The 24,786-nt window shown below is 41.2% G+C and carries 18 protein-coding genes; 7 read left to right on the forward strand and 11 right to left on the reverse strand.

Features of this window, described 5'->3' with window-relative positions:
* The first annotated feature begins 776 nt into the window (after positions 1-776).
* Positions 777-989, forward strand: a complete 213-nt coding sequence (locus tag V7K79_RS28375) for a hypothetical protein (RefSeq protein ID WP_335052667.1) — start codon at positions 777-779, stop codon at positions 987-989.
* Between the two features lie 268 nt (positions 990-1,257).
* On the opposite strand, the gene hetR is transcribed toward V7K79_RS28375, so the two are convergent.
* The 4 genes from hetR to V7K79_RS28395 form a co-directional block, all read right to left on the reverse strand.
* Positions 1,258-2,157 (reverse strand): heterocyst differentiation master regulator HetR, encoded by a 900-nt coding sequence (hetR, locus tag V7K79_RS28380; protein WP_335052669.1) that lies wholly within the window; start codon positions 2,155-2,157, stop codon positions 1,258-1,260.
* 2,092 nt (positions 2,158-4,249) lie between these two features.
* On the reverse strand, positions 4,250-6,592 hold the full coding sequence (locus V7K79_RS28385; protein WP_335052671.1) for an EamA family transporter: 2,343 nt from the start codon (positions 6,590-6,592) through the stop codon (positions 4,250-4,252).
* A gap of 866 nt (positions 6,593-7,458) precedes the next feature.
* The gene (locus V7K79_RS28390) at positions 7,459-8,781 is read right to left on the reverse strand and encodes an inorganic phosphate transporter (RefSeq protein ID WP_335052673.1); all 1,323 of its coding nucleotides are present in this window, start codon (positions 8,779-8,781) and stop codon (positions 7,459-7,461) included.
* Between the two features lie 143 nt (positions 8,782-8,924).
* On the reverse strand, positions 8,925-9,971 hold the full coding sequence (locus V7K79_RS28395) for a zinc-dependent dehydrogenase (RefSeq protein WP_335052745.1): 1,047 nt from the start codon (positions 9,969-9,971) through the stop codon (positions 8,925-8,927).
* A gap of 300 nt (positions 9,972-10,271) precedes the next feature.
* Here V7K79_RS28395 and V7K79_RS28400 point away from each other — a divergent pair, with 300 nt between their 5' ends.
* From V7K79_RS28400 to patX, 4 genes are all read left to right on the forward strand, one after another.
* Positions 10,272-11,048, forward strand: a complete 777-nt coding sequence (locus V7K79_RS28400; RefSeq protein ID WP_335052675.1) for an alpha/beta fold hydrolase — start codon at positions 10,272-10,274, stop codon at positions 11,046-11,048.
* A gap of 33 nt (positions 11,049-11,081) precedes the next feature.
* A complete protein-coding gene (locus V7K79_RS28405; RefSeq protein WP_335052677.1) occupies positions 11,082-11,660 on the forward strand; it encodes a hemerythrin HHE cation-binding protein in 579 nt (192 codons plus the stop codon).
* A gap of 175 nt (positions 11,661-11,835) precedes the next feature.
* Entirely contained in the window at positions 11,836-13,581 is a 1,746-nt protein-coding gene (locus tag V7K79_RS28410) for an FAD-dependent oxidoreductase (RefSeq protein WP_335052679.1), read from the forward strand.
* Positions 13,582-13,688: 107 nt separating this feature from the next.
* A complete protein-coding gene (patX, locus tag V7K79_RS28415; RefSeq protein ID WP_335052681.1) occupies positions 13,689-13,916 on the forward strand; it encodes a heterocyst-inhibiting protein PatX in 228 nt (75 codons plus the stop codon).
* Between the two features lie 772 nt (positions 13,917-14,688).
* On the opposite strand, the gene V7K79_RS28420 is transcribed toward patX, so the two are convergent.
* A complete protein-coding gene (locus V7K79_RS28420) occupies positions 14,689-15,747 on the reverse strand; it encodes a class I SAM-dependent methyltransferase (RefSeq protein ID WP_335052683.1) in 1,059 nt (352 codons plus the stop codon).
* A gap of 268 nt (positions 15,748-16,015) precedes the next feature.
* Between V7K79_RS28420 and V7K79_RS28425 the strand changes: the two genes are divergently transcribed.
* Positions 16,016-16,216 carry a hypothetical protein gene (locus tag V7K79_RS28425; protein WP_335052685.1) on the forward strand — a complete coding sequence of 67 codons (201 nt, stop codon included), beginning with the start codon at positions 16,016-16,018 and terminating at the stop codon, positions 16,214-16,216.
* A 119-nt stretch (positions 16,217-16,335) separates the two neighbouring features.
* On the opposite strand, the gene glnA is transcribed toward V7K79_RS28425, so the two are convergent.
* Complete coding sequence (glnA, locus tag V7K79_RS28430) at positions 16,336-17,760, reverse strand: type I glutamate--ammonia ligase (protein ID WP_335052687.1); 1,425 nt, start codon at positions 17,758-17,760, stop codon at positions 16,336-16,338.
* 357 nt (positions 17,761-18,117) lie between these two features.
* On the opposite strand from glnA, the gene apcB reads away from it, so the two are divergent.
* Positions 18,118-18,627 (forward strand): allophycocyanin subunit beta, encoded by a 510-nt coding sequence (gene apcB, locus V7K79_RS28435; RefSeq protein WP_335052689.1) that lies wholly within the window; start codon positions 18,118-18,120, stop codon positions 18,625-18,627.
* A 59-nt stretch (positions 18,628-18,686) separates the two neighbouring features.
* Here apcB and V7K79_RS28440 read toward each other — a convergent pair whose 3' ends face one another.
* The 5 genes from V7K79_RS28440 to nifH form a co-directional block, all read right to left on the reverse strand.
* The gene (locus V7K79_RS28440; protein ID WP_335052691.1) at positions 18,687-18,935 is read right to left on the reverse strand and encodes a hypothetical protein; all 249 of its coding nucleotides are present in this window, start codon (positions 18,933-18,935) and stop codon (positions 18,687-18,689) included.
* A 28-nt stretch (positions 18,936-18,963) separates the two neighbouring features.
* Complete coding sequence (locus tag V7K79_RS28445; RefSeq protein ID WP_335052747.1) at positions 18,964-20,223, reverse strand: glycoside hydrolase family 10 protein; 1,260 nt, start codon at positions 20,221-20,223, stop codon at positions 18,964-18,966.
* Positions 20,224-20,275: 52 nt separating this feature from the next.
* Positions 20,276-21,586, reverse strand: a complete 1,311-nt coding sequence (gene nifN, locus V7K79_RS28450; RefSeq protein WP_335052693.1) for a nitrogenase iron-molybdenum cofactor biosynthesis protein NifN — start codon at positions 21,584-21,586, stop codon at positions 20,276-20,278.
* A 21-nt stretch (positions 21,587-21,607) separates the two neighbouring features.
* Positions 21,608-22,981: a nitrogenase iron-molybdenum cofactor biosynthesis protein NifE gene (nifE, locus tag V7K79_RS28455; protein WP_335052694.1), complete on the reverse strand. Its 1,374-nt coding sequence runs from the start codon at positions 22,979-22,981 to the stop codon at positions 21,608-21,610.
* Positions 22,982-23,557: 576 nt separating this feature from the next.
* Entirely contained in the window at positions 23,558-24,526 is a 969-nt protein-coding gene (gene nifH, locus V7K79_RS28460) for a nitrogenase iron protein (protein WP_335052695.1), read from the reverse strand.
* Between the last annotated feature and the right edge of the window lie 260 nt (positions 24,527-24,786).

Below are 24,786 nucleotides of genomic sequence, written 5' to 3' on the forward strand. Positions count from 1 at the left end.
ATTGCTAAATGAAGGAGGTCTTGTTATTAAATGGGAGCGTAAGATTAAAAACAAAGGTAATGCTGTTTATTAAATTTAGCTGCGTAGCAGCTTACCAAAAAATAAATCATCTGATTTTTATTTGTAGGTTGGGTTAAGTAACAGCGAAGCCCAACTTTATATATTACCGATAAGGGGAAAAGGGGAAAAGGTAAGGGGTAAAGGGAAAAAATTAAAAACTTTTCCCTACGAGTATAAAGCCCCTCTTTTTAAAGATGGAGAGCAAAAAAGAAGATTTTTGAGACACGCAGTACGATAAAAATCAGCGTCCATACTTGAAACCCCTGCTTTGAAGTATGGGGTTCCTTTTCCCCTTTTCCCTTTGCCCATTCCCCCTCTTCTTCATAATGCTTCAACCTGACATAGCTTTCGTTAAGCAATGACAGTAATATTTATATTACTCAGCATTGTCTGATTCAATAACTGGGCTATTTGAACTTGTGCAGCTTTACCAATCCCATCTGCGTCAAATAAAAGATTACCTGTAGTTTGATCGTAGATAAAGCGATCGCTTGCTGTTGTCGCACTAATTCTAAGTCACTACAAACTGGAATTGAGTGTATTATTATAAGATTGAACCAGTCCAAATATGCCTTGGAAACAAAGATAGCACATTTCCAAGACTAAAAAAGTTGTCAAGCGATTGGAGTAATTGGATCGTTGAGTTACTCTTGAATCTCAAACCTTTACTCAAATGTTAGCTGTGGTTAGATTTTCAAGTCAGTATCAGATCATCCTTGAACCAATCTCCCCTTTCCACATCCGGTGAAAGGCGATCGCAATATGGTTGTAGCAATAATAGTTACTATATTTCTGACTTTGGTTTCTATCTCACGATCCAAAGGTTGAAGAAGTGTCTGCACCTCGCCCAAAAAAGCCGTATTTTTACCCTCCTCGATTCTGCCAACACCCGGTCTTATCCAGACTATAAAGATATCACGTTAACCTGACGGCGGATTGTACACGAATGCAACTTCCGTCAAACGCTTTATTAGCTCGGACAAACTTCAGTGCCAATTCTGCCACTTGTAGGCATTCCGATATCTCTAGTACTGTTCCCAAAGTGTCTACTGACCAGTTAAGCATTTAAAGAAATGAAAAATCATTATAATGCTCCTCTCCAACGCAAAGAGGATCTGGAGAGAGGTTAGTTGAACTCACGTCAGTTTTTCAGCTTTGGGAATTTAGAATTTTGCCCAGTTTACACAGTTAGTTGTACTAGTCTTCTTTTTCACCAAAAGCCGTCTGTAAAACCACTGCAATACCACCGTCTTGGTGATATTTGTCTGCCCAGGCACGAATAACTTCATCCAATTCTTCCATAGCTTGCTCTATTTTTTCTGGGAGGATATCAAGTTCTTCCAGCAAGCGCATGGCGTTTCGTCGCCGTTCTGCCCAATTTTTCATCATGCGGAAATACCGAGCAGTATCTTCCACGGTGATGTGTGTACGTTCTTCATCATCTGTTGGGGTATAAGAAAGACGGGTAAGCGCGTAGAAGGGCATTCCCCAAGGAGAATCAATCCGCGTTACGGTTCCTGAGTAAAGCAGACGGCGCTTGATATGCTCACCCAAAGCTTCACTCAAAGGCATTTGGTGTTCGGGTGGTAAGTCTTCTTGCGATCGCTTGTGTAAAAATTCGATCAAATCCAGAAACTCAAAGGAGCTAACTAACTGAGCATCAGGTAAGTTACTAGGCAGTTTCTGCTCAATTTGTCTTTTTTCTTCACTTGTCAGACTAGTGCCAGGAACGCGCGATCGCCCCGGTTGCCAAGGATATTTTTCTAGCCAGACATAAGGCAATTGAATCAGATAGCGAGGTTCTTGGGAACCCAGCATTTTTAACAGTTTGCCTTCTGTTAGCGCCTGCCTGACTTCTTCTACAATAATTTTTACCCGTTTCGGCTCCAGGTGGTGCAAATGTCCTGTCATCCGCAGGTTTTGTCCCTGCTCTAGATAGGTCATGTAAATTGCACACTTTGCTGCTGTTGCGGCTGCATCTAAAAATGCCCCATGCCTGTGCCCACTCGTCCGCATGGCACTAAAAGCCAGATAAAGCATGATCTGATCCATCGCACTGGGATCAAGACGTTTGATCAGATCTATGTCGTTACTCATATTACAGACAATTGAATAGCACGTTTACAGAATTTTTAATCAAGTGAAAATAGGTAGTATACACCTGGCTGAAGGCTGTCTTTACTTCAAACTATATTAGTATGCGATAACGATGATATCGGTGGTAGCACAAACTACCATTTTCGCATATTTCCTGGTACAAAAGCAGAGTCGGTAGTTGTGACTATAACTGTCTAAAGCATTTAACCAGAAAATTAAAGACACTACCAAATTCAGCTTAACGGCGGTTTATGTCCCAACAGTCAACTATGCTGCAATTAATCTACAAAGCCTTTCAGTTATCTGGTTTTTTCATCTTTCAAGAGCAACAAGAGTAAAAACTAGTTTGCGCCGTTAATCTGGGATATGTGTTACTAGAAAAAGATGCTTTTTTTCAGCTTTGGCGAATTATTTGTAGTACACAATTGACTATAAATAATTGGGAATAGTCTCAAAACAAATCATTTACCAGGTGTAGCCACATTTAGAGGTTGAGCTATACAGCTTATTGTGAACTATCATTCCGTTCACAACCTCCTATGATGTCTCGGCACTATCAGCCGTTGGCTTGAGAAAAAATAGTAGACATCAAGTAGAGCAAATAATTCCAATTTCAAAACACCTGTTATTTTTCAAATATTGTTCATTATCATATCACTATTTTTTGTTCTTGAAATAAAATTTCGCATTTTAAATTTTCTAAATGATGACTATTTAAATACTTTGATTTCGCTTTTATCAAAGTTTGATGATGTTTTTATATCTACTCTTAAATTCAAGTTTTGTTTAGTTTGAGAAATTGATGATTGGACACTAAAAGTTGCGATTAATTACGGCAGAATCGCGTATCTATAAGGTTTTATCGCTCGTGCTAATAACCGAAAGATTAGTTAATAACCATACATAGAATAAAACATCTTAGGTTCAATCTAATGATTATTTAGAGATATTTTGGCAATAAATTTATATTTATTTCATGAGAAAATTTTAATTTTTCATGATTTAACTAATTTATTGGCTACTTTCAAGTATGTTTTTACCTCACTATTTTATATATTTGATAAACTTAAATTACGTAGATGGTTTGTTGCTATATAAAGGATAATTATCTGCAACAAGCTACGATATCAGCTTTTTTTCTAGGTGTCTTGGCGATACCTACGGTGGGCTACGCCTACGCAGATTAAGTTGACTAGTATAAAACGACAGAAATAAACATACCATCTTACGAAGCACAATTAGTAAGTGGGTGTGAATAATTAAATATTTGTAGTGACTTAGCGCCGTCTGAGGTCTTTTCCATAAGCGACAAATAAAACCGAAGTATAAGGGCTTTAGCCCTCACTATAAGAAAATTTAAGAAATTTACACTGCTTAACATAAGTTAGTTTATTCTTGCCTACTTATTTAGCTTCCCACACGGAAAAAAGAAGCAGTCCAGCTGCTTAATATCAACAAAGGGATTGTATTCTCAATAAGTTCCAAAATAGTTGCATTAAGAACTGCTTATTGATACAGATTTTGCGTGGGTGCAGTCTACCGTAGACATCGCTTTGAGTCTAGGAAACTACCAAATCTAACGAAAAATGCTGATTTTGTGGTTGGTTCTTAACATTGGTTGCGATCAAAAGTAATTAATTTAGATCCGCTTCTATAAAAAACGGGGCACTCTAAACATTTGTGCGACTTCTTCATCTCTTAGTTCCAAAATGTGCTGCAATGGTCTTAACTCCTTGTGAATCTTCTCTTTAAGCAAGTACTCGTGCTCAATTGCTGGAGTCAGTACTAACTCAAGTTGCTTACATATACGTGTTTTCCCTATCTGTATCAGGTCAAATTCCTAGAAATATATTACAAGTTAATTTCTTGTGAATACTATTTGCTGATCTATTAAGTGTGAGCTGCACTTATACAGCATTCTCAAATCATTCATAAAAACATAAATCCCCGACTTCTCTAGTAAGTCGGGGATCTTGTTTGTCACAGATGATTTAGAGAAGTTACAAGTAAGCGCATTAGCGTCAAGATTGATGCTGAGAGTGATGGGAGGTAAAGTAGCTCTCATCACCCTGAAGCTGATTGAACTCGCCATTTAATTCGTGGGACTAGAGGGTTTAACCTGATTTCGCATTGTTTCAAAGCTGAAAGCAGCAGCGCCAAAGGTTACAAATAACACTCCCAGAATTTGCACAATATCCAAATTCTCCTGAATAATTAACCCAGCAAAAATTACGGTTAAAACTGGGATGCTACCACCGATGAGCGCCGATCGTGAGGCTCCTAGTTTACTAATACCAACATTATTGAGCAAATAACCTGCAAGAGTCAGCACACCCAAAATAAACGCGCTCAAAACCAGCTCCAGTATTTTAGAGGGGTCAACTATTACCAAGTTCCAACTGCTTGGCAAAGGTAGCATCAAACAAATAAAGCTTAACAACAACATGGTAGTGAAGTTAATTAAAGTAAAAGTTACGGGATGCAGTTTGCTAGCACAGACTCGCGTCAGAATTATGTAGGCAGCAAAAGCCACACCTGAAAGAATAGCGGTGCTGCTTCCCATTGAAGTATTACCGATACCGATGCTGGGAGAACCCCATAAAACTAACAATTCACCGCAGCAAATCGCGGCGATCGCAGCGATGCGGAATAGAGTCGGGCGATCGCGAAACAGAAACCATGAAAATAGACCACTAACCATTGGATATATAAAGAACAGTGCGATCGCCATTCCAGTTGTGACTTGAGCGATCGCAATATAAATTAGTACCTGAGATAAAAACAAAAAGCACCCACTCACAATTGACAACACCAAAATCTGCTTGGTAGCTGCATTGGCAGGTGTGGCATTTCCTCGGACTGAAGCAGACAAATTTTCCAAGTCTTGCCACAGTCTTGGATGCAATATAGGAGATAAAAGTACCATCAGTGGTACGACTACCATAAACCGTAACGTCAAAATTAACAGAGTATTGCCCAAAGTCGGCGGTAGCAATTGCTCTACGTCTAATACTCCAAAAATCTGGGAACCTTCGTGGAAAATCACCTTGATGGCTACGTTATAAAGTGATGATATCACTGCCGATAAGACAATCAACAATAAACCGATTTGGAGTGTCGATGAGCTAGAAGAATTAGGCGATCGCAATTCCAGGGGTTTTGCTTTTGCTTGTGGTTCTAGTAGCGCAGTGGTTGATGAGGATTTAGCTTTGGTTTGCGATACGTTCTTGCGGCGGACAGCAATTGGTTCATTAGGATCTTTTGGAGAAGGTCGGATCATTCTCGGTTGTAGCAAAGATCCGAGCAAACCCTCTGATTTCGTTTCGTTTTCCGGCGATTCTTGATTTAAGACAGAAATTGGTTCGGTAGCATCATCCTTTGGTGGCGGAACTACAGCCGCAGTAGGTTTTGATGGCGTTTCCCTTGACGACAAATCCTTGCTGGGGACAGAAGTTGGATTCTTGACGCTTTCTTTAGTAATTGGCGGCTTTGATATTGTTTCCCTTGGCGACAAATCCTTGCTAGGGACAGAAATTGGATTCGCGACGCTTTCTTTAATAATCGGCGGCTCTGATGTTGTTTCCCTTGGCGACAAATCCTTGTTGGGCACAGAAATTGGATTCGCGACGCTTTCTTTAATAATCGGCGGCTCTGATGTCGTTTGCCTTGGTGAAAATTTATTAGAGGTCGGGGAAATTGGCTCAAGGGAATTTCTTACTACTTCCTCAAACTCTGGTAGGGATGTTTCAACAGAACTGTTTTTTTGTGGCTCCGTAAACTGCAAAACAGTAGGTTTACCTGCTGTTGCTGGTTTGCGTGAAGTTTCTTCTATAGTTTTTTCTAGTTCTCCATGCAGGCGATCGACAAACTCCGTCAAAATTGTTTCCCCTTGCTGCTGCTGGCTATACATCCGTGACAGCTGTTGGGAAAGATTACTTTGATAGTTCTTTAGCTCTTGTTGTAAAGAATTAAAGGTAATAGTAACGGTGTCATCCAGACTGTCAAACATGTGTTCGACTTTTTCATTAATTTCACCTACTACATTGCTGCTCACTTCAGCAGATTTCAGTGCAGCTTGTTCGTAAGATTTGCCCTCTATACCTTGATTTGCTAAAGTTGCTAGAGAGGATTGCAGTTGTGAAGATATATGCTTTGCCAGAACTTCTGCCAGTTGCCGAATTAACACTTGCTGCTCAGTAATTTGGCGCACTTGTTGTAAATGCTCTTTTTCCTCTACCAAGCTTTGAATCTCATCAGATAACCGATTTTTTTCTGACTGAAGCCGCTTTACGTCTTCCTGCAAAGCTCTGAGGACATTCTGCTGAAGATTTTCTAAGTCTTCAACTACAGCCCAAAGAGCATTTTCTGCTGCTCTAGATAGCTCCCCTCTGATTCTTGGGTTTGGGTTTTCTGGTTGCTTCTCGAATCGCCCCATTAGCTTCTAACCTCTAACACTTTGACGATAAAGCTGCTTTCGGTACACTTTATTGGCGGTCATCCTAATTTCCTGTATCTTGTCAGATAAATTAAAAATTTTAACAGTACTTCCGCATTTCAACGTAATTCTGTCATAGTAGACACAAGTTAGCAAAGCATTTAAGTTTGCCACACAGCTTACTACACCGTGTTATCTTCAGCATTGATAAGTATTTAACCATTAGATTTGGAATTTTGGTGAGGTAGCATCGGTCTTGGTGAGTCCACTTGCCGTCTTGGCGCTATTGCGTCGTTAGCGCAGCGTTAGCGAGCTTGCGTTCGCGCAGCGTCTCGTAGAGAGCCTCACCCGAAGGGCGATTCCCATTGTTAGCAACGCCAGAGTGTCTGGGAGATTGCCTAACCGAAGGGATTTTGGCTTGATCGCTACATCTAGAAGTTTCTTAGATAGAGACTTTTTGATTTTTGGTCAGTTTAATTTTCATAAATTATTTGCCAATGAAATTTTTACTTTTAAAGAAATCTCACTCCAAATAAATATTTATTATTTTGCTGCCAATAATAATTGTCAAAGATTTACAGATGCGTGTGCGTAGGCGACTCGTCGTTAGATATCCCCACCAAATTGTCTGACTTGCGAAACTAACTATAAATTTGTGTGGAATGTAACTTGTATGACAGTTTATCTCTCTAAATGGAGATTAAAGTATCTTCTGTGGAAATTCAAAGTTACGCTATCCCCTGCACAACATTCTAATGAATGAACAGCAATTCTGCAAAAGCACGCTTTTTTCGGCGTTGTTGCAGTCTGGGTTTTGCTTTGAATAAATTATAGTAGAAGAAAAGTTTGGAAAATATTAATAATTCTTAGAACAATAAAATCTGAGTGATGCTGAAAATAGCAGCGCTAAGGGCAGCACTCACAGGGATTGTAATTAGCCATGCGGCAGCAATGCCTTTTAGTGTTTGAAACTTAATCGACTTGAAATTTTGCACTAGTCCAATACCAACTACACCACCGACAAGAGCGTGGGAGGTGGAGACTGGTAAACCTAGCCGGGAAGCGATGAGGATGGTGGTAGCAGTTGCTAGTTCGGCACAAAATCCACTACTGGGTTGCAAGGCAATGATATTTTCGCCAATGGTAGCGATGACTTTTTTTCCCCAGACAGCTAAACCACCAACAATACCAGCACCACCAAGGATTAAAATCCAAAGGGGGATAGTTATACCATCGGTAGGTACGCTACCAGTGCGATTGATGTAAACGATCGCAGCTAAAGGAGCAATCGCATTTCCCACATCATTAGAACCATGAGCAAAAGCGACAAAGCAAGCACTTAGTAGTTGAAATCGGGCGAATAAGCGCTCAACGGGACTGGGGACTGGGGAACTCGGGGCCCCCTCTGGGGATAAGGGGCAATGGGGACTGGGGACTGGGGACTGGGGAGTGAAAAATACTTCTTTCGTTTGTTCTAACTGTCGCCAACTAATTATTGTGAGTCCAACTGCTGCTACTGCACCAGTTAAGAGTGGGATGTCATGAGAAGGGATTGTAAAACCAACTTGCTCAATTACAAAATTGGTTAGCGGTTCTGTTAGTGATGGTAAGACAATTACGCCGAAGACACCTAGCAGCGCAGTACTCAACCAGGGAATCCACTCTTGTAACTGTACTACTTGATTTGGTTGATCTAAAATCCAGTGCTTAATTTGACTGTAGAGTAAAGCAGCGATCGCACCACTAATTAACGGCGTTAAAATCCAGCCAATGGTAATTAAGCCAATTGATGACCAATCAATTGCATTTACTCCCAAAGCTACCCAACTAAATCCAGCGATCGCACCTACAACCGCATGAGAAGATGACACTGGTAAACCGCGTGATGTGGCAATTTGTAACCATATACCACACGATATTAGTACCGTTACCATTCCAACAACGAATATTTGGGGTGTAGCTGCAAATAACGCGGGATTAGCAATTTTCGTTGCTAGAGTTTCCGTTACCTCATGTCCAAACAACACAGCACCCGTAAACTCTAAAACCCCAGCAATTATTAGCGCTTGTTTGAGGGTGACAGCTTTGGAACCTACAGAGGTTCCCATCGCGTTAGCGACATCGTTTGCTCCGAGATTCCAGGCGACGTAAAAAGCTAGTAGAGCTACGAAAAGTAGGGTAATAAGCATTTTGTTGGGGGACAAGGGGAAAGTGAGAGAGATGAGGATGAAACTTGAGCTTTTAAGCGTGAACTTTGAACCTCTGAGCTTCGTTGTTGAATCTCAGAACTTTAAACTTCTAGTTTTAACATCCCATCTCCCTAATCTTCCTTTTAAGGATAAATTAAGATTTTATAAGTATCCGGTGTGGGTGCGATCGCCACTTCTACAGCTGCTGATAAATCTTTTAATGGATAGCGATCGCTAATCAATGCTTGTACGTCAATTCGCTGATTAAATACAATATCGGCTGATAGATTCTGAAGCCGATAAGATGAGCTATAACTGCCGATCAAGTCAATTTCCCGACGGTAGAGGATGTTCGGGTTAATGGGAATTTCCACCTCATCAGGAAATTCCGCGAAAAATAAGATTTTACCACCTTTGCGGGTACTATCAAGTGCTTGAAAGAAAGCTTTCTCACTCGGAACAGCTAGCAGTGTAACATCAACACCTAGTCCACCAGTTAAGGCAGAGATTTTGGCAGATAAATCGGGATCGCGAGCATCAAAAGCCGCTTCTGCACCAACACTCAAGGCTTTATCAATTCTAGAAGGTAGTAAATCGGTAGCGATCGCTTTTGCTCCGAAATACTTCACCAACATAATAAACATTAACCCAATTGGCCCAGCACCAGTAACTAACACAGTTTGTCCGGGAGCAATTTGGGCTTTTTTCACTGCCTTCAAGCAGCAGTTAGTTGGTTCTACAAAACTGGCTTCTTCAAAACTGATGTTATCCGGGATGGGAATCAACCCACCATTTTCCACAATATGTCCAGGAACCTTGACATAATCAGCAAAACCACCGCCACTGGCGTTAAAGCCTGCGGTAGTGGAGATGTTTTTGTAAACTTCGCACATGGAGAAATTATCATTTAGGCAGTAGGCGCAATGCATACAAGGGATGTGGTGCATCACTGCTACACGTTGTCCAACTTGCCAACCTTTGACATTATTGCCTAGTGCTGCGATCGTGCCGGCAGTTTCATGTCCAAAAATGCGCGGCGGTTCATATAGCGGATAACGGATTTTTTTTATATCTGACTGACACAACCCCACAACCTGTACCTGTACCAGAACTTCATCTGGTTCCAGACTTGGAACTGGGATATCTTCGTAAGACAGTTGATTAACGCCTCTAAATACCTGTGCTTTCACGTTGGTTTTTCCCCGCTCAACGATACTAGATGTAACATTAGCAGTCAACGTTAAGCTATCAAAAAAGAGAAACGGTTTTGAAGCACTAACAATAATTATTTGCAATAATCTCTAGAACATTGTGAGCTTTTCTCAAATATATTGAATATTTTTATCAATAAATTTTTGCAAGAGGCTTGATACACTAGTAAGCATGACTGGAAAAATCAAATGGAATCAGATATAGCAACTTTTGATTATTAGTTACAAAAATTATTAATTAGCAAATTAAGAGTTTATTCTATTTACAGGAAAATCAGGATGTCTAAACTGCCGGATGTTCTTTGGTTAAATACAAGCCCTAGTTTGCAATACTTTGCTCAACCACTACTTCGTTATCTGTCCGATCTAGTAATAATCCAAGAGTGGAAATATCGCCAAAGCCAAGATGAAGTAAGTTCCCTAGATGCTGCTGTTGTTCTGCTTCATGACTACCTGAAATCTTGCAATCGACCTGTTCACTTAATTGGTCATAGTACAGGAGGATTACTAGGGCTACTCTATAGCCGTCGCTATCCAGAAACAGTCAAATCTTTGACACTATTAGCCGTGGGTGTTGATGCGGCGGTTGATTGGCAAGCTCATTATTATATGCACCGTCAGTTTTTAAGTCGCCAAAAGCTTTTGACTGATATGGTTTATAACTTGTTTGGTTATCAGGATAAACGCACTCTCAAGAGTTTGACACATCTGCTGGAGCAAGACTTAGATTGTTCGCTCTCTCCTCATTCTCTGTTTGAGAGGGTGAGTATAAAGGCAAACAAAGTTGCAGTACCTTTGATGGTTTGCGGTAGCTTAAACGATATTATTGTGGAACCAGAGGCACTGCAAGGATGGCGATCGCCTCTGGTCTTGTTTAGAAGGAGGGCATTTCTTTCACTTTTCCCACTATCAGCTTGTAGCAGAACAGCTACTCGACTTCTGGAAGTTTATCCGGGTATCAGATTCGCTGTATTCCTGTTTGCGACTTTAGGCATAAATATAATGATAATACATCTCAAGAATGATTTGTTGAGCAAAACAAATGTGAGAGGTTAATAGTATCCTAAATTATTTGAGGCAAGTCTAGAAATGGTTGTAGCTTTAGATGATACCAAGCGTAAGGCGATCGCTACAGAGCTAGCAGATTTGAAAGCTATACAAGAGTTGCTAATTTCTAACGAACGAAAAGTACTACCTGCTGTAAGCAACGATCAAGAAATTAGCAAACGCCTAAACGACTTTCTCAAAGATGACCAAGAAAACCTGACAGTGATTGAGGGAGTTATTTCAAAATTTGGTGGTGGTGCAGCCCAGCCTAGAGACACTATCGGGCAGTACATTGAGCAAGTAAACCGGATAATAGATGGCGATGAGCTGACACTGTACCAAAAAGCTTCTATTCACGAAAGGATTAAGCACCAAGCCGTAATGACTGGTTTAATTATCCATAAAGCTGCTCAGGTAGTAGGTGATGACGTGAAAGAAGCTATTGGGCCGCTCAATCAAGTGAACTTTCAAAATCGCGCTCATCAAGAACAGTTGAAAGGTGTGTTAGAAGTTTTGGGTACAAGAGAACTTACAGGTCAAGACCCAGATCAAGGAGTTTGGGCGCGGACTCAAGATGCTGTTGCAGCTTTGAGGGGTGTGTTTGAGGGTTTGACAAAGTAAATCTAACTCAACACTGCCTTGACTTCTAGTAGCGTAAGTACTAATTGTTAAATAATCCTAATAATCTCTTTTGATTTCAGGAATCCGATCGCGATCGCACTCAGTTTGAGATAAAAACTGAAATGCGATCGCTTTTTTTTAGGAAAATATATCGGAATTCCAGTGAGGTTAAAGGATGGTTAATCAAACATACACGGCTGATGTCTTAGTTGTCGGTGGTGGAACCGGAGGGACTGCGGCTGCTATCCAAGCGGCGCGACGGGGAGCCAAAACCATTTTGGTGAGTGAATTTCCTTGGTTAGGAGGAATGCTAACTTCGGCTGGAGTGTCTGCACCCGATGGCAACGAATTAGAAGCCTTTCAAACGGGGTTATGGGGTGCATTTTTGCAGGAATTGCAACAACGACAGCCCGGAGGATTAGATAACAGCTGGGTAAGCTTTTTTAGTTACGATCCTCGGATTGGGGCAGAGATTTTTGCTGATTGGGTGCAGGAATTGCCGAATCTGCACTGGATTTCTGGACAAGTGCCAATGGAGGTTTACCGCCAAGGTGATTCGATTACTGGTGTCTGCTTTGCTGATTTTGCTGTCACAGCCAAGGTTATTCTCGACGCTACAGAGTTAGGAGATTTATTACCTTTAGCTGATATACCTTACCACTGGGGCTGGGAACTGCAATCAAAGTGGGGAGAACCCAGCGCCCCAGTGACTTTTAACTCTTTAACCCAGAAATATCCTGTGCAAGCGCCCACTTATATAGTGATTATGCAAGACTTTGGTGAATCAATTGCACCAGAGATTCTGGCTGCGCCTAACTATAAGCCATCTCAGTTTACAGGTGCTTGGGATGGCTATGGAGCAGAAACATTTTTAAATTATGGACGTTTGCCTGGTGGCCTGTTTATGATGAATTGGCCAATCTGTGGCAATGACTACGGCGAAGGAGTAGGGCGATTGATAGAGTCAGATGTATCCAGAGGCGAATTCATCCAAGAATCTCGCTGGCACAGCCAAAATTTTGCTCATTTTATCCAAAAACAGCTTGGTAGTCACTATGGTTTAGCAAAAAAAGTATTTCCTCACACCCATACAGCTTTTGCACTGCATCCCTATTACCGAGAAAGCCGCCGCTTGGTGGGGCTAACTACTGTCCGAGAACAGGATATTTTACCAATCGCCAAAGGTAGAGTTGCATCTATATTTAAGGATGCAATCGCAGTTGGTAACTACGCCAATGACCATCATTATCCTGGCGTTCAATTTCCACTACAACCAAAATCCATCCGTTGGGGAGGACGTTGGACGGGGACTCCTTTTACAATTCCTTACAGTTGTCTAATTCCAGCTACAACAGATGGTTTTTTGGTCTGTGAAAAGAATATTTCTGTCTCTCACATTGCCAATGGCGCTACCAGATTACAACCTGTGGTTATGGGAATTGGTCAAGCAGCAGGGATGGCAGCAGCAATATGCGTTGAGTTAAACTGCCAGCCGAGAGATTTACCTGTTAGGACGCTGCAAACGGCTTTATTAGAAGATAATCGCTCAAAAGTGCTCATTATTCCTTTGTTTAATCTTACTCCCAATCATTCGGATTGGCAGCACTGGCAACTGTATTACTTAGATAACCCACAAGCCTATCCAGTTAGTGGCGATTGTCCTGAATCTGCTTTTGATAAAGGATTAATTCAGGAAAGTAACTGTTTTAAAGGGATTTTTTACCGCAGGGAACAGCAGGAATACAAATTCACTGTCACAGCCCCAGCCGCATATCAAGGGCAGAGTTGGCAGCTTGTAACTTTGCGATCGCATATCGACAAGCAATTACGCGCTTATCCCCACGAACAATTAGTTACATTGTGGGGTCGTCACAATCACTCTGGTAATTGGTTATTAGTCGAACATTTAAACAGAGGATAAAAAGAGTTTATTTTCAGTAAAGCAGAATACTTTTTGATTAATTATCCGGATATTCTTCAAAAAGCTAAGTATCAGTGAACAGGAGAGTTCCAAAATAGACATCTGCTATGCGTGCTGCTATTTCACTTTTAATCTCTAGTCTGGTGTTCGGCCCCTTAGTTTTTAATTGCCAAGCAATGGTCAATCACTTATCAACAGGGCTGCCTTCCACGCCCACTTCGGAACAACGGCACTTGGCGGCATCTGAACAAGCTTCAGATGATGCGCCACGTCATCGCGGTAGTGGGCGTAGAGAAGTGACACAAAAAGCCCGAAATATCTATGCTGTGGTTTAACTACTGTAGAGTAATGCCTCTTTTCCCAAATGAACAGAATTACCAGAAAACAGGATGTTATGCTCACATCTGTTACACAGTTTTTCTGGCAGATATATATACAGTTGACACACGAAAGTCTTCAGCGATCGCTTAGTATTTCAGCTGCAAACTTTGTATATATAGTTGGTCTCAATCCTGCCACTCAAAAAGCAAATCAAATCAAGTGCTTTAATCGATAGCATCACCAACTCTTCAAAAGCTCTACAACTGTTGCTCATATTCGGTCGAAAGCTTTGCATTTCAATCCTCAACGGCTTTAGAAATAGACGTTACTTCTGCTATCAGTTAATCTAAAGCACATCTAATTCAGACATTTTGCTTGTTGAGGAAACAGTTTTAAGGCAACTTCACTTCATTCCCAAACAGATTTTCTCATACATTGAGTAACTGGCTATCTACATCGGGAAATAATTGCTTTTCGCTTTGGCGTTTGTTTAGCGTCCTTTGGCGAAGCATAAAATCTCTTTCGTTACATCTGAACTTATCTAGAGCATAGATTCGCACAAGTAGTATAGGTTTATTGCACTTGGCAGCGAATCTTACTATTCCTGACCTACTCTTGCCCCTGGTTCTTTTTTCTCACAGATGGGCCCGACAAAATAAATATTAAAAAGGATTTGCTAGCTTTTCTTAGTCCTTTTAATTATTCTACACCCAAGGGCAGATGCAAAATTTTGCATTTGCCCTTTTTGGGTATTTATTTAGAGAAAAGAGAATGAAAGGTTTTATCTCAAGCTGGCTTATGAGCAATGAAATACTTGCTCATAAAATGGACTTGCGTCTCAATATTCTCAAAGCCTACTTTCTGTAAACGTTCTAGCAAGTTATCACTGCTGTAATGCTTGTAATAGGGTTCATGGAATGTTTCGGGAAAAGAATCCATCATATATTCCAACTCAGGTGAATCACTCAACTGAATTGAGTCACAGATAATAAAGACTCCTCCTGGTTTTGTCACCCGGAAGCATTGCTCAATGACTGTCTGACGTACAGTTGCTGGTAACTCATGGAAAAGAAAAACAGAAGTTACAGCATGAAAATAGTTATCTAGATAGGGTAACTCTTCGGCATTTGCTTGTAAAAGTTGCGGCAATTCTCCTGGAATTTGGGATAGTAGTTCATTTGCTTTACGCAAATAAGCTGGTGACAAATCCGTACCAAACAGAGATGCTTGCGGCAAGGCTGCCCGAATCAACTTCAGAGTCCGCCCAGTTCCACAAGCTACATCCAAAATACGGGTTTGCCGTGGTGTAACTGAATCAATTGCTTTGAGTCCTTGCTTGAGGGGAGCGAGAATCCGCCGCCGCATTGCATCAGCTGCCCCACCAAAAACAATTTCTACTTGTAAGTCATATAAATTGGCTGACAAATCACTCAAGTAGCCATTACTTTGGTGATGGAAGTTCTGCACGTAGTAGCTGGGATAACCATCTGTATCAATTTCGGGCGAAAAATCTTGGTAATTCTGTTTTTGAACCCGCTCCCACATTTGAGGAAAATCTAGCCATAACAACGGATAGTAGCGGAAAAACTCATCCCAAGGGTTGTCAAACAGCAAACTTTCTGGATATACACCTTTTTCGGCATCTTGCCAGTCTGTTTCTAGCAACTGATTCAATCTCTGTTGAAGTTTGAGTAAAAGCTCATTGGGGATGGGTTTGGTCGTTTGCTCAAGTGTCGGATACACCAGGTTCCTCAACCGTGAACTTAATATTTTGTGAGCTAGACCAAAGTAATTTTTGCTCTGCTGAAAGGTTTGATAAGTCAGCTTAGTTAAACTCTCAGGCATAAAAATAGTTCAAGCTTTGATTAGTTTTATGTAAATAATTGTAACGAATAAATTAGCTCCCAGGAGAGATAAATCTGAAGCCAGATGATTTTAGCCATCAACAGTAGATTAAGAAAGATTTTTCCAGTTTTGGGGAAAAATGCCTGATATTGTCATCAAAGGCAAATATAAATTTATGTAAAAAGTAGCTTATGTTACAGATTTTTGTTATGCTAGTCTTGTGAAGAGAAAAAATTATATATTCACGAAATAGAGAGGACTATAGGTTATGTCTATCGCAGATAAATCTCGTGCATTAATGGCCCGCGAACATCAGCAAGTCAAGAATCGCCAACAATCAATCCTGATGCGGGCTGCACAAGAACTTGGTCTTCCTGAAGAAGCATCCCACAACTGGAACCCAATTCAAGGCAAGGTAGATGCTCATACTCGGATGATTTATGGGCCCAGTCATGCTTCCATGAGCTAAGTTTCAGGAATTCTAAGCTGGATTTGAAGTGAATATCTCAACTGACAAGTCTGAAAAAAAGCCACCCTCTACTTTAGGGTGGCAAAACTCATTACTTTTTAGTTAGATAGGACTCTTCATTAAGCATCGTAGTAGAGGTAAAACTCGTAGGGATGAGGGCGTAGCTGCAGCTGTTTAACTTCGTTACCTAGCTTGTAGTCAATCCAGTTTTCGATAAAGTCTTCCGTGAAGACGCCTGATTCTGTCAAAAAGGCGTGATCTTTTTCCAGTGCTTGCAACGCCAATTCTAAAGAACCTGGAGTTGAAGGAACTTTTGCCAGTTCTTCTGGAGAGAGTTCATAGATATTCTTATCTAAGGGTTCACCAGGATGGATTTTGTTCTTGATGCCATCGATACCAGCACAAAGCATTGCAGCAAATGCCAAATAGGGGTTAGATGTAGCATCTGGACAACGGAATTCCAAACGTTTGGCTTTGGGGTTAGTGCCAGATAGAGGAATACGGATAGAAGCAGAACGGTTCCCTTGGGAGTAAGCCAAGTTCACAGGAGCTTCATAACCAGGTACTAAACGCTTGTATGAGTTGGTACTAGGGTTGGTGATTGCCAACAGGGCTGGTGCGTGTTTGAGAAGACCACCAATGTAGTACAACCCCATATCGCTCAAACCAGCATACTTATCACCTGCAAACAGAGGTTGGCCGTCTCTCCAAATGGATTGGTGACAGTGCATTCCCGAACCGTTATCGCCAAAAATCGGTTTTGGCATGAAGGTGACGGTTTTGCCGTATTTCTTAGCAACATTCTTGATGACATATTTATAAATCATCAACCAGTCAGCCGCTTCGATCAACTTCCCAAACTTGAAACCAAGTTCGCACTGACCACCAGTAGCAACTTCGTGGTGATGCTTTTCAATGGGTACACCTAATTCTGCCATTGTCAACAGCATTTCTGTACGGATATCTTGGAAAGAATCCGTCGGTGCGACTGGGAAGTAACCTTCTTTGAAGCGTGGTTTGTAACCTAAGTTGGGTTTACTCTCTGTACCAGCTTTACCGGAATTCCAAGCACCTTCCTCGGAGTCTAAGAAGTAGTAGCCTTCGTTGGCGGTTTGGGCAAACCTAGCATTGTCAAAGATAAAGAACTCAGCTTCAGGCCCAAAGAAGGCGGTGTCACCAAGACCAGTGGAAACCAGGTAATCTATTGCTTTTTGGGCAATAACGCGTGGGCAACGGTTGTACCATTCACCCGTGCGGGGTTCTTTAATACTACAAATTATACTTAGTGTTGGCTCTTTCATGAATGGGTCGAACCAAGCAGTGTTGGGGTCGAGTACCATCGTCATGTCCGATTCGTTGATTGCTTTCCAGCCCCGAATGCTGGAACCGTCAAAAGGTACGCCATCGGTAAATGCAGTCTCATCAATTTGGTTTTGGTACAGTGTGAGGTGCTGCCAAGTCCCTACTGTATCGATGAATTTGAGATCAATCAGTTGAATTTTTTCATCTTGAATTCTCTTCAAGAGTTCTTGTGGTGTTGTCATTGTTACTCCTTCTCTACCAATTTCCTAAAGTAAACTAGAATCTTCCAAAGCATCGTAACCCTGCTGATCTCAATCAGACCGTGACACACCTGAAATATCTTAAATACTAGATATTAAGGATTTTTGTAGTTTATGTTACAGATATCTCGATTATCAGGTTATATTAACCTTTCGGCGATCATCTGTACAAAACTGGAAAGTTCATCATATAAGGGTCAACTTTGGCATAGAATCCATAGATAGTGGATAGATCGTTTTTGTGCCGAATCTATTTTTAATAGCACAAAACTTTACTGGTGCATAAGTGCAGCCAAATAAATATCAAACCATAAATAGCAATGATTGGGAGAAGAAGGAATGCGCGATGCGGTAACAAGTTTAATTAAGAATTATGACTTAGCTGGTCGGTATTTTGACCGGAATGCGATCGATAGCCTGAAGTCTTACTTTGATAGTGGTACAGCAAGAATACAAGCGGCGGCGGCAATCAATTCTAATGCGGCTGCACTTGTCAAGCAGGCTGGTTTGCAGTTATTTGAAGAACTGCCAGAATTGATTCGCCCTGGTGGAAATGCTTATACGACTCGTCGTTATGCAGCTTGTCTGCGAGATATGGACTACTATCTGCGCTATGCCACCTATGCGCTGGTTGCTGGAAATACCAATGTATTGGATGAACGAGTGCTACAAGGGCTGCGGGAAACTTACAATTCTCTAGGAGTACCTATTGGGCCTACGGTTCGCGGTATCCAAATTCTCAAGGATTTGATTAAGGAACAAGTGACAGCAGCAGGTGTGGTTAATACTGCTTTTGTAGATGAACCATTCGATCACATCACACGCGAGTTGAGCGAGATAGATATTTAGATTTTAAGCGGGCAAGGTGTCTGCTCCAACATAAACATAAATAGCGATCGCACTTTAATTTAATGGAGCGATCGCTTTTCTATCAAATCTACCAAGCATTTATAAAAGTTTTTTATCCAAGCTTTCGCTGCCAAAGGGCAACATAACGCCTCTCTAAAATAATTTGGTGCATCTCTACAGAGAATTGGTATTACGCAATTAGAACGTAAAACCAAGGTTTGAGATTGCTTCTCTACAAGACCAAGGCGAAGGCTATCGCTGCATATACCTTTCAAGCATACACGATCGCAATGACACAATTTTGTCACGGTGCGTAAGTTCTAGTTGTTAGAAAAATCAACTTGAGGGTTTCCAACCTGCTAACAAATTGGGGTAAGCTACGGGTGTAGGGAAGATTTTTTGGAAACCAGTTTGACGCTCTTGGGGCTTTTCTTTGCTCATATTCCAGAGGCTTTCATAGAAAAAGAAGGAGACTCCGGCAAAATTGCGATCGCGTACTTTTTGCACTTGTGTCTGAATCTGTTGCATCGGTATAGATTTGTTTTTCAATCCAGCCAAAATTCCCACACTCACTGGAATATGTTTCTTAGCCGCTTTCACTTCTGGATACTCTAATTCGTTGATAAAAACATTCAAGTCATCCCGATATACCTGCAAAACTAAGTCTTCGATGATTCCTAGCCGTTCCCACTTCTGCCAGTCTGCTAATAAGAAGTCGTAGGAAAGACGCTGAGGATTTGGCGCAACGGAAACTAGGCAATTTTTTTTAGTAGCTTTGATAGCTGTAAATACCCGCTTCATAAAGTCGGTGATTTTATTAGCTCTCCAGCGTACCCATTCTGGATCTTTAAAGTTTTTGGAGGGAGCTTTTCCTCTGTGTTCTTTTTTGTAAAGTGCGACCGTATAAGCATCGTATCCTAATTCTGATGGTAAGCCAAAATGGTCATCAAATTGAATACCATCGATATTGTAGTTTCTAACAATTTCAACGATTAAATTTTGGATAAACTGTTGTACTTCTGGGCGAAAGGGATTTAACCAAACGCGATTATGTATACCTTCTTTGACAATCCGAGTCCCATTACTGCGACTAGTAAGCCATTGGGGGCGATTTTTAGCTAATAGAGAATCAGCTGGGGCCATGAAACCAAATTCAAACCAGGGAATCACTGTTAACCCTTTTTGATGTCCGACATCAACAATTTCTTTGAGGATATCTCGCCCTTGTAGTCCGGGAGTGGGATCTAGCGATCGCCCGATAACTTTTTGGGCAACTTTGCTAGGATACAATGTATATCCCCAATTCCAAACCGCCGGATATATCGTGTTAAAATTGAGTTCATCAAGGCGTTGCAAAGATCCCTTGAGGCGATCGCGCTCAAATAACACATCACTATCAATATTTGTTAACCATACTCCCCTTAACTCAGATATTGGCTTTGACGGCAGATTTATTTGAGCGTTCAATGGTAACGACAACATCACCGTAGCGATCGCACTCAAGGTAAGCATAACGACAAACAAAAGAGACTTTCTACTTTGGCGAATATTCCACCAAGAAGAAAACTCAACCCACCACTTTACAAACCTTTTCATCATTATTTAAAATGTCGTGTCACTGAAGCAAACATCGACATGATAACTAATATTAATGCTTACCCTTTGTTTCCTGCTCTAAAAAGAGATTACCAATATCAAATAAAAGTTGTATAGTACCTCGATAGCCAACCTTGGTGAACTGACCATAATCTAAGCGGTCAAAAATGGGAATCCCTTGACGGTAGAGAGGAATTTTTAAGCGTTGAGCGATCGCTACTCCATGAGAGTTGGTAATTAGTAAATCCGACCCAACCGCCAGTTGCTCAAAGTCTTCCAAATCGCCGATAGTAACGCTAGGAATCGGAAGTTTTTCTAATAGAGGAAAGCGTGTTGTTGTCACTGCGGAGTGAATCTGAACTCCTAGCGATCGTAAAAAAGAAACTGTTGACCAAAGTAAATCTGGTTCCAGCGCCAAAGAAACTCGCTTGCAACCAAAGTAAAAATGATTCTCCAACATCACATGTTGTAACTGACGGCGTTGATGGCGGTATTTTTCTGGTACGCTGACACCACTAATATCCGCCAATGCTTGCAGGAATTTATCTACTGCTGCTAGCCCCGTCAATTCACCAAATACCTCATAAGGTATATTGAATCTCTGCTCCAAAATTTGCGCTCCAGCCCGCATACTATCACCTAGCGCCAAAGTGAATACAGAATTACCAATTGAGCGCAACTGTGCCAAAGTCGTGCCATTAGCTGTAATCGCACTAGAAGAATCTTCTATATGACTATCTAATGAGCCAGAAAGGTCAGGTACAACAATAGGTACAAGTCCAAAAGAGGTGACAATCTCTTTGATTTCCTGTACATCCCCTGGTGTGAAGGCAGAACTCGCCAAAATAGTAATTTGTGTGGGACAAGCGTCTTGCTTGGAGCTTTTTTGAGGAATTTCCCTGAGCATACTCTCAACTGCACCAGCAAAGCCATCCTGTAATGTACCTTTGAAATCTGGTGTAGAGACAAGCACAATTGGTAGATAATCCAATTCTGGGTGATGGTGGCGAATCTCCTTGACAAAGCGCCCCATATCATCACCTCTAGTTTCCACAAGTCCAGTGCTACAAAGACCGATAATTTCTGGTTTGGATCTCTGCACTAAAGTTAAAATTGCTTGTTCAACTCTTTCTTCGCCACCCAAAATGGTTGCAACTTCAGTCATCGCTGTACTGGAAAGGGGAATCGTCTGATGGAAATGCTGTACCAATACCGCCTTAGTTAAAGCAGTACAACCTTGAGAACCGTGTAATAAAGGCATAATTCCCTTTAACCCCAAAAAGGCTAAAACTGCGCCTACAGTTTGGCTTTGCTTCAGAGGATTAACTGCAACAGATGTACTTGTAACGCTAATAATCGCCATCAAATGTTCTCCTCAGAAGAATTATTCTGCTGACCACGGGGCTGGCTGATATACTTGCTCCCACACAGGGTTGTAAAAAGCGGCATACAGTTCTTGTGCTACTTCTAAAATTCCTATATACCCCGCATAAGGATGGTTGCGTTCTTGATTAATATCTAGGAATGGAATTCTAGCAGTGAGAGAGGTGTCTTGATGGCGTTTTTCAGCAATTAACATATCAGCTTGATTTTCGTTAATTATCTGTAAAATTTCTTCAGGAGTATTTTGTTCTAAAATTATGCCATCTTGAGCCAACAAACTTTTGACTCTAATTTTATCCTCCTCAGGATTATCCTTATTAAGGATAGTAATAACTTCCATCCCCAATTTCTTAGCAGCAAAGATAATCAACCAACTTTTGAAACTTCCAACAGAAAGGATAATGCGCTTACCTTGTAATCGGGTAATATACAGAGCGAGTTTTTCATTTATTGCAGCAGTTTCTTCTAAAATTAACTTTTCTGTACGTTCCTGCAAATCAGAATCACCTAACTTTGCCGCAATACTCCTTAGACATTGATTGATTGACTCTATCCCATAGATAGACTCTTCAATATAGGGAATGCCATATTTTTTTTCCATCCCTTTTGCTACATTGATTAGTGCTTTGGAGGAGAGTATGACGTTAAGTTGGGCACGATGAGCATAGCAAACTTCTTTGTAAACAGCATCGCCTGTAATTTTTGCCAAAACTCTAATACCCAATTTCTCCAATAACGGTAGAACATTCCATATTGCACCTGAGATGTTATGTTCACCTATTAAGTTGATGTCATTAGGTGTACTAGTCTCTGGTTCATCTGTTCCAATAACGTGTTCTAGCATTGCTTCACCAGCGACACGATTGCCCAAATTTTGGTTTCCAATGAATCCAGGACAATGTACAGGGATAGTAGGTATTCCTGTTTTTTCGGTAGCATTTTTGCAAACTCCTTCAATGTCATCTCCAATCAAGGCGGTGATGCAAGTGGAGTAAACAAATACCGCCGCAGGTTTGTAGCGTCTTTGTAATTCTAAAATGCCTTTGTACAGCTTTTTGGCTCCACCAAAGATAATATCGTTCTCATCGATATCGCTGGTAAAGCGTATTTTGTACAGCATCGAACCAGAGGAAAGACTGCTGTAACTTCCCCAAATACTGGTAGCACAGCCACTTGGCCCGTGAACTACATGAGCAGCATCGGTGATTGGTACTAAGGTAATCATTGCACTATCAAAAGCACAACTCCCTTGAGTAGTTCCAGGTTGGGGTAATTGGGTGGAGGACTTTTTTTTCTTTTGTTTCTGCTGCTGAGGAGCATCTTCAGAATTGGAGTCACTGAGCGAATCGTTGATTTTTCCTGGGGTGGGATTCATTGGTTTGGTGACAATAGGTAGAAGTTATCAGGTGTTAAGTGAATTTCCAAAAGCTTTCATAGGTTTTCATTTATTAATCGTGTATCTAAAGGATGGAATAAAAGGGAATGAGAAAGAGAATTTCCCATCCCCTAAAACATAAACACCAACTGGGTAAGAGAAGGAGAAAATAAAAACACACACTAGACTATTAAAGTATTAATGTTGCTGTATAGTCCTTGATAGATTAGTGTTGTCACGGTGAAGTTTAAACAAACAAAAGTTAAGATTGGCGATTCGATTACCTCCATTTTAAATGATTTTTCAAAAGTGATGAGTGCTGAGTCCTGAGTAAGAAGTAATGAATAAGTAGTATTAATGAATCTTCCCATTCTTAGCCGAGGTATTCGCTACTCAAAACTAATTTGATGCTTAGTCGGTCTAATTTTACTTTTTACTCAGCACGGACTAAACCTTAGCTATCCGCTAATGTTACTCAGCACTCAGAACTGTTTCGGTGAGAGGGTGGGCTATTTTTGCCCACCTAATATTTACTCTGTATTTAGCACCTGAGTCTAAACAAGAATCTTACTTCTTTTAACTACCGGAAACTATTTCTACATTTCCTTTTTTCAGAGCTTCTAGTGCTTCGCCTTGGGCATCTTCTAGCTTCTTCTCACCATCGGCTTGAGCGTTGGCAGCACTTATCAGTTTTGCAGCATTTTCTTCGCTTTCGAGAATACCAAATTCAATCAACAAATCTTCTAGCTCGTCCATCTCAATAGGTGTAGGAACGGCAAAATTTGTATTATTGATAATCTTGTCTGCTAGTGTCCGGTATTCATTAGCTTGATTGCTATCGGGTGCGTACTCGTTGACAGTCATCCGGCGCAATTCTGCGTGTTGCACAATGTTGTCACGCGGCACGAAGTGAATCATCTGAGTACTCAATCTAGCAGCGAGTGTGCTAATCAGTTCGTCTTCTCTATCAGTATTACGACTATTACAAATTAGACCTGCCAAGCGCACGCCACCAGTATGGGCGTACTTAAGAACACCACGAGAGATGTTATTAGCAGCAAACATCGCCATCATTTCACCGGAGGTAACGATGTAAATTTCTTGGGCTTTACCTTCACGGATTGGCATCGCAAAACCACCACATACAACGTCGCCCAAAACGTCGTAAGATATGAAATCTACGTCTGAGTAAGCGCCGTTTTCTTCCAAGAAGTTGATGGCGGTGATGATACCACGACCGGCACAACCTACACCAGGTTCAGGACCACCAGATTCCACGCATTTGATATCTCGGAAACCATTGATAACCACTTCTTCAAGTTCAATATCTTCCACAGCACCTCGTTCAGCAGCGAGGTGCAACACGGTGGTTTGAGCTTTACAGTGCAGAATCAAACGCGTAGAGTCAGCTTTCGGGTCACATCCGACAATCAAGATGCGTTTACCCACTTCTGCCATCGCAGCAAGAGTATTTTGGGAAGTGGTAGATTTACCGATACCGCCTTTACCGTAGAAAGCAATTTGTCTAATTTTTTCGTCGGACATGATGATTGATCCTGTAATTGTTTGTTTGGTGGGTCTTTTGGTTTATGAGGCGTTGGCACAAAGTGCCGGAGGTACTCGTACTGTAAAATTACAGCAGTGAGCTGATGTAGAACGTTGTTGGAGGCGCTCGTTCTACAGCAAAAAAAGTCTGTATCCAGAACATATTTAAGTTTTGGTCAGTTCTCGTTGGCCATTAGTCATTGTTTTTTCTGACTAATTGCTAGAGCGATAAAACATCACTCAAGGAATATTGCAAGTAT

Source organism: Nostoc sp. (genome assembly GCF_036917575.1).
GTDB lineage: Bacteria > Cyanobacteriota > Cyanobacteriia > Cyanobacteriales > Nostocaceae > Nostoc.

Excerpts from the sequence above, each read along its gene's own strand:
- V7K79_RS28390 (WP_335052673.1), bottom strand. The coding sequence starts at position 8,781 with ATGCTTATTACCCTACTTTTCGTAGCTCTACTAGCTTTTTACGTCGCC.
- nifE (WP_335052694.1), bottom strand. The coding sequence starts at position 22,981 with ATGAATCCCACCCCAGGAAAAATCAACGATTCGCTCAGTGACTCCAAT.
- nifN (WP_335052693.1), bottom strand. The coding sequence starts at position 21,586 with ATGGCGATTATTAGCGTTACAAGTACATCTGTTGCAGTTAATCCTCTG.
- V7K79_RS28420 (WP_335052683.1), bottom strand. The coding sequence starts at position 15,747 with ATGCCTGAGAGTTTAACTAAGCTGACTTATCAAACCTTTCAGCAGAGC.
- nifH (WP_335052695.1), bottom strand. The coding sequence starts at position 24,526 with ATGTCCGACGAAAAAATTAGACAAATTGCTTTCTACGGTAAAGGCGGT.
- patX (WP_335052681.1), top strand. The coding sequence starts at position 13,689 with ATGCGTGCTGCTATTTCACTTTTAATCTCTAGTCTGGTGTTCGGCCCC.
- V7K79_RS28445 (WP_335052747.1), bottom strand. The coding sequence starts at position 20,223 with ATGAAAAGGTTTGTAAAGTGGTGGGTTGAGTTTTCTTCTTGGTGGAAT.
- V7K79_RS28425 (WP_335052685.1), top strand. The coding sequence starts at position 16,016 with ATGTCTATCGCAGATAAATCTCGTGCATTAATGGCCCGCGAACATCAG.
- V7K79_RS28385 (WP_335052671.1), bottom strand. The coding sequence starts at position 6,592 with ATGGGGCGATTCGAGAAGCAACCAGAAAACCCAAACCCAAGAATCAGA.
- V7K79_RS28400 (WP_335052675.1), top strand. The coding sequence starts at position 10,272 with ATGTCTAAACTGCCGGATGTTCTTTGGTTAAATACAAGCCCTAGTTTG.
- apcB (WP_335052689.1), top strand. The coding sequence starts at position 18,118 with ATGCGCGATGCGGTAACAAGTTTAATTAAGAATTATGACTTAGCTGGT.
- hetR (WP_335052669.1), bottom strand. The coding sequence starts at position 2,157 with ATGAGTAACGACATAGATCTGATCAAACGTCTTGATCCCAGTGCGATG.
- glnA (WP_335052687.1), bottom strand. The coding sequence starts at position 17,760 with ATGACAACACCACAAGAACTCTTGAAGAGAATTCAAGATGAAAAAATT.
- V7K79_RS28405 (WP_335052677.1), top strand. The coding sequence starts at position 11,082 with ATGGTTGTAGCTTTAGATGATACCAAGCGTAAGGCGATCGCTACAGAG.
- V7K79_RS28410 (WP_335052679.1), top strand. The coding sequence starts at position 11,836 with ATGGTTAATCAAACATACACGGCTGATGTCTTAGTTGTCGGTGGTGGA.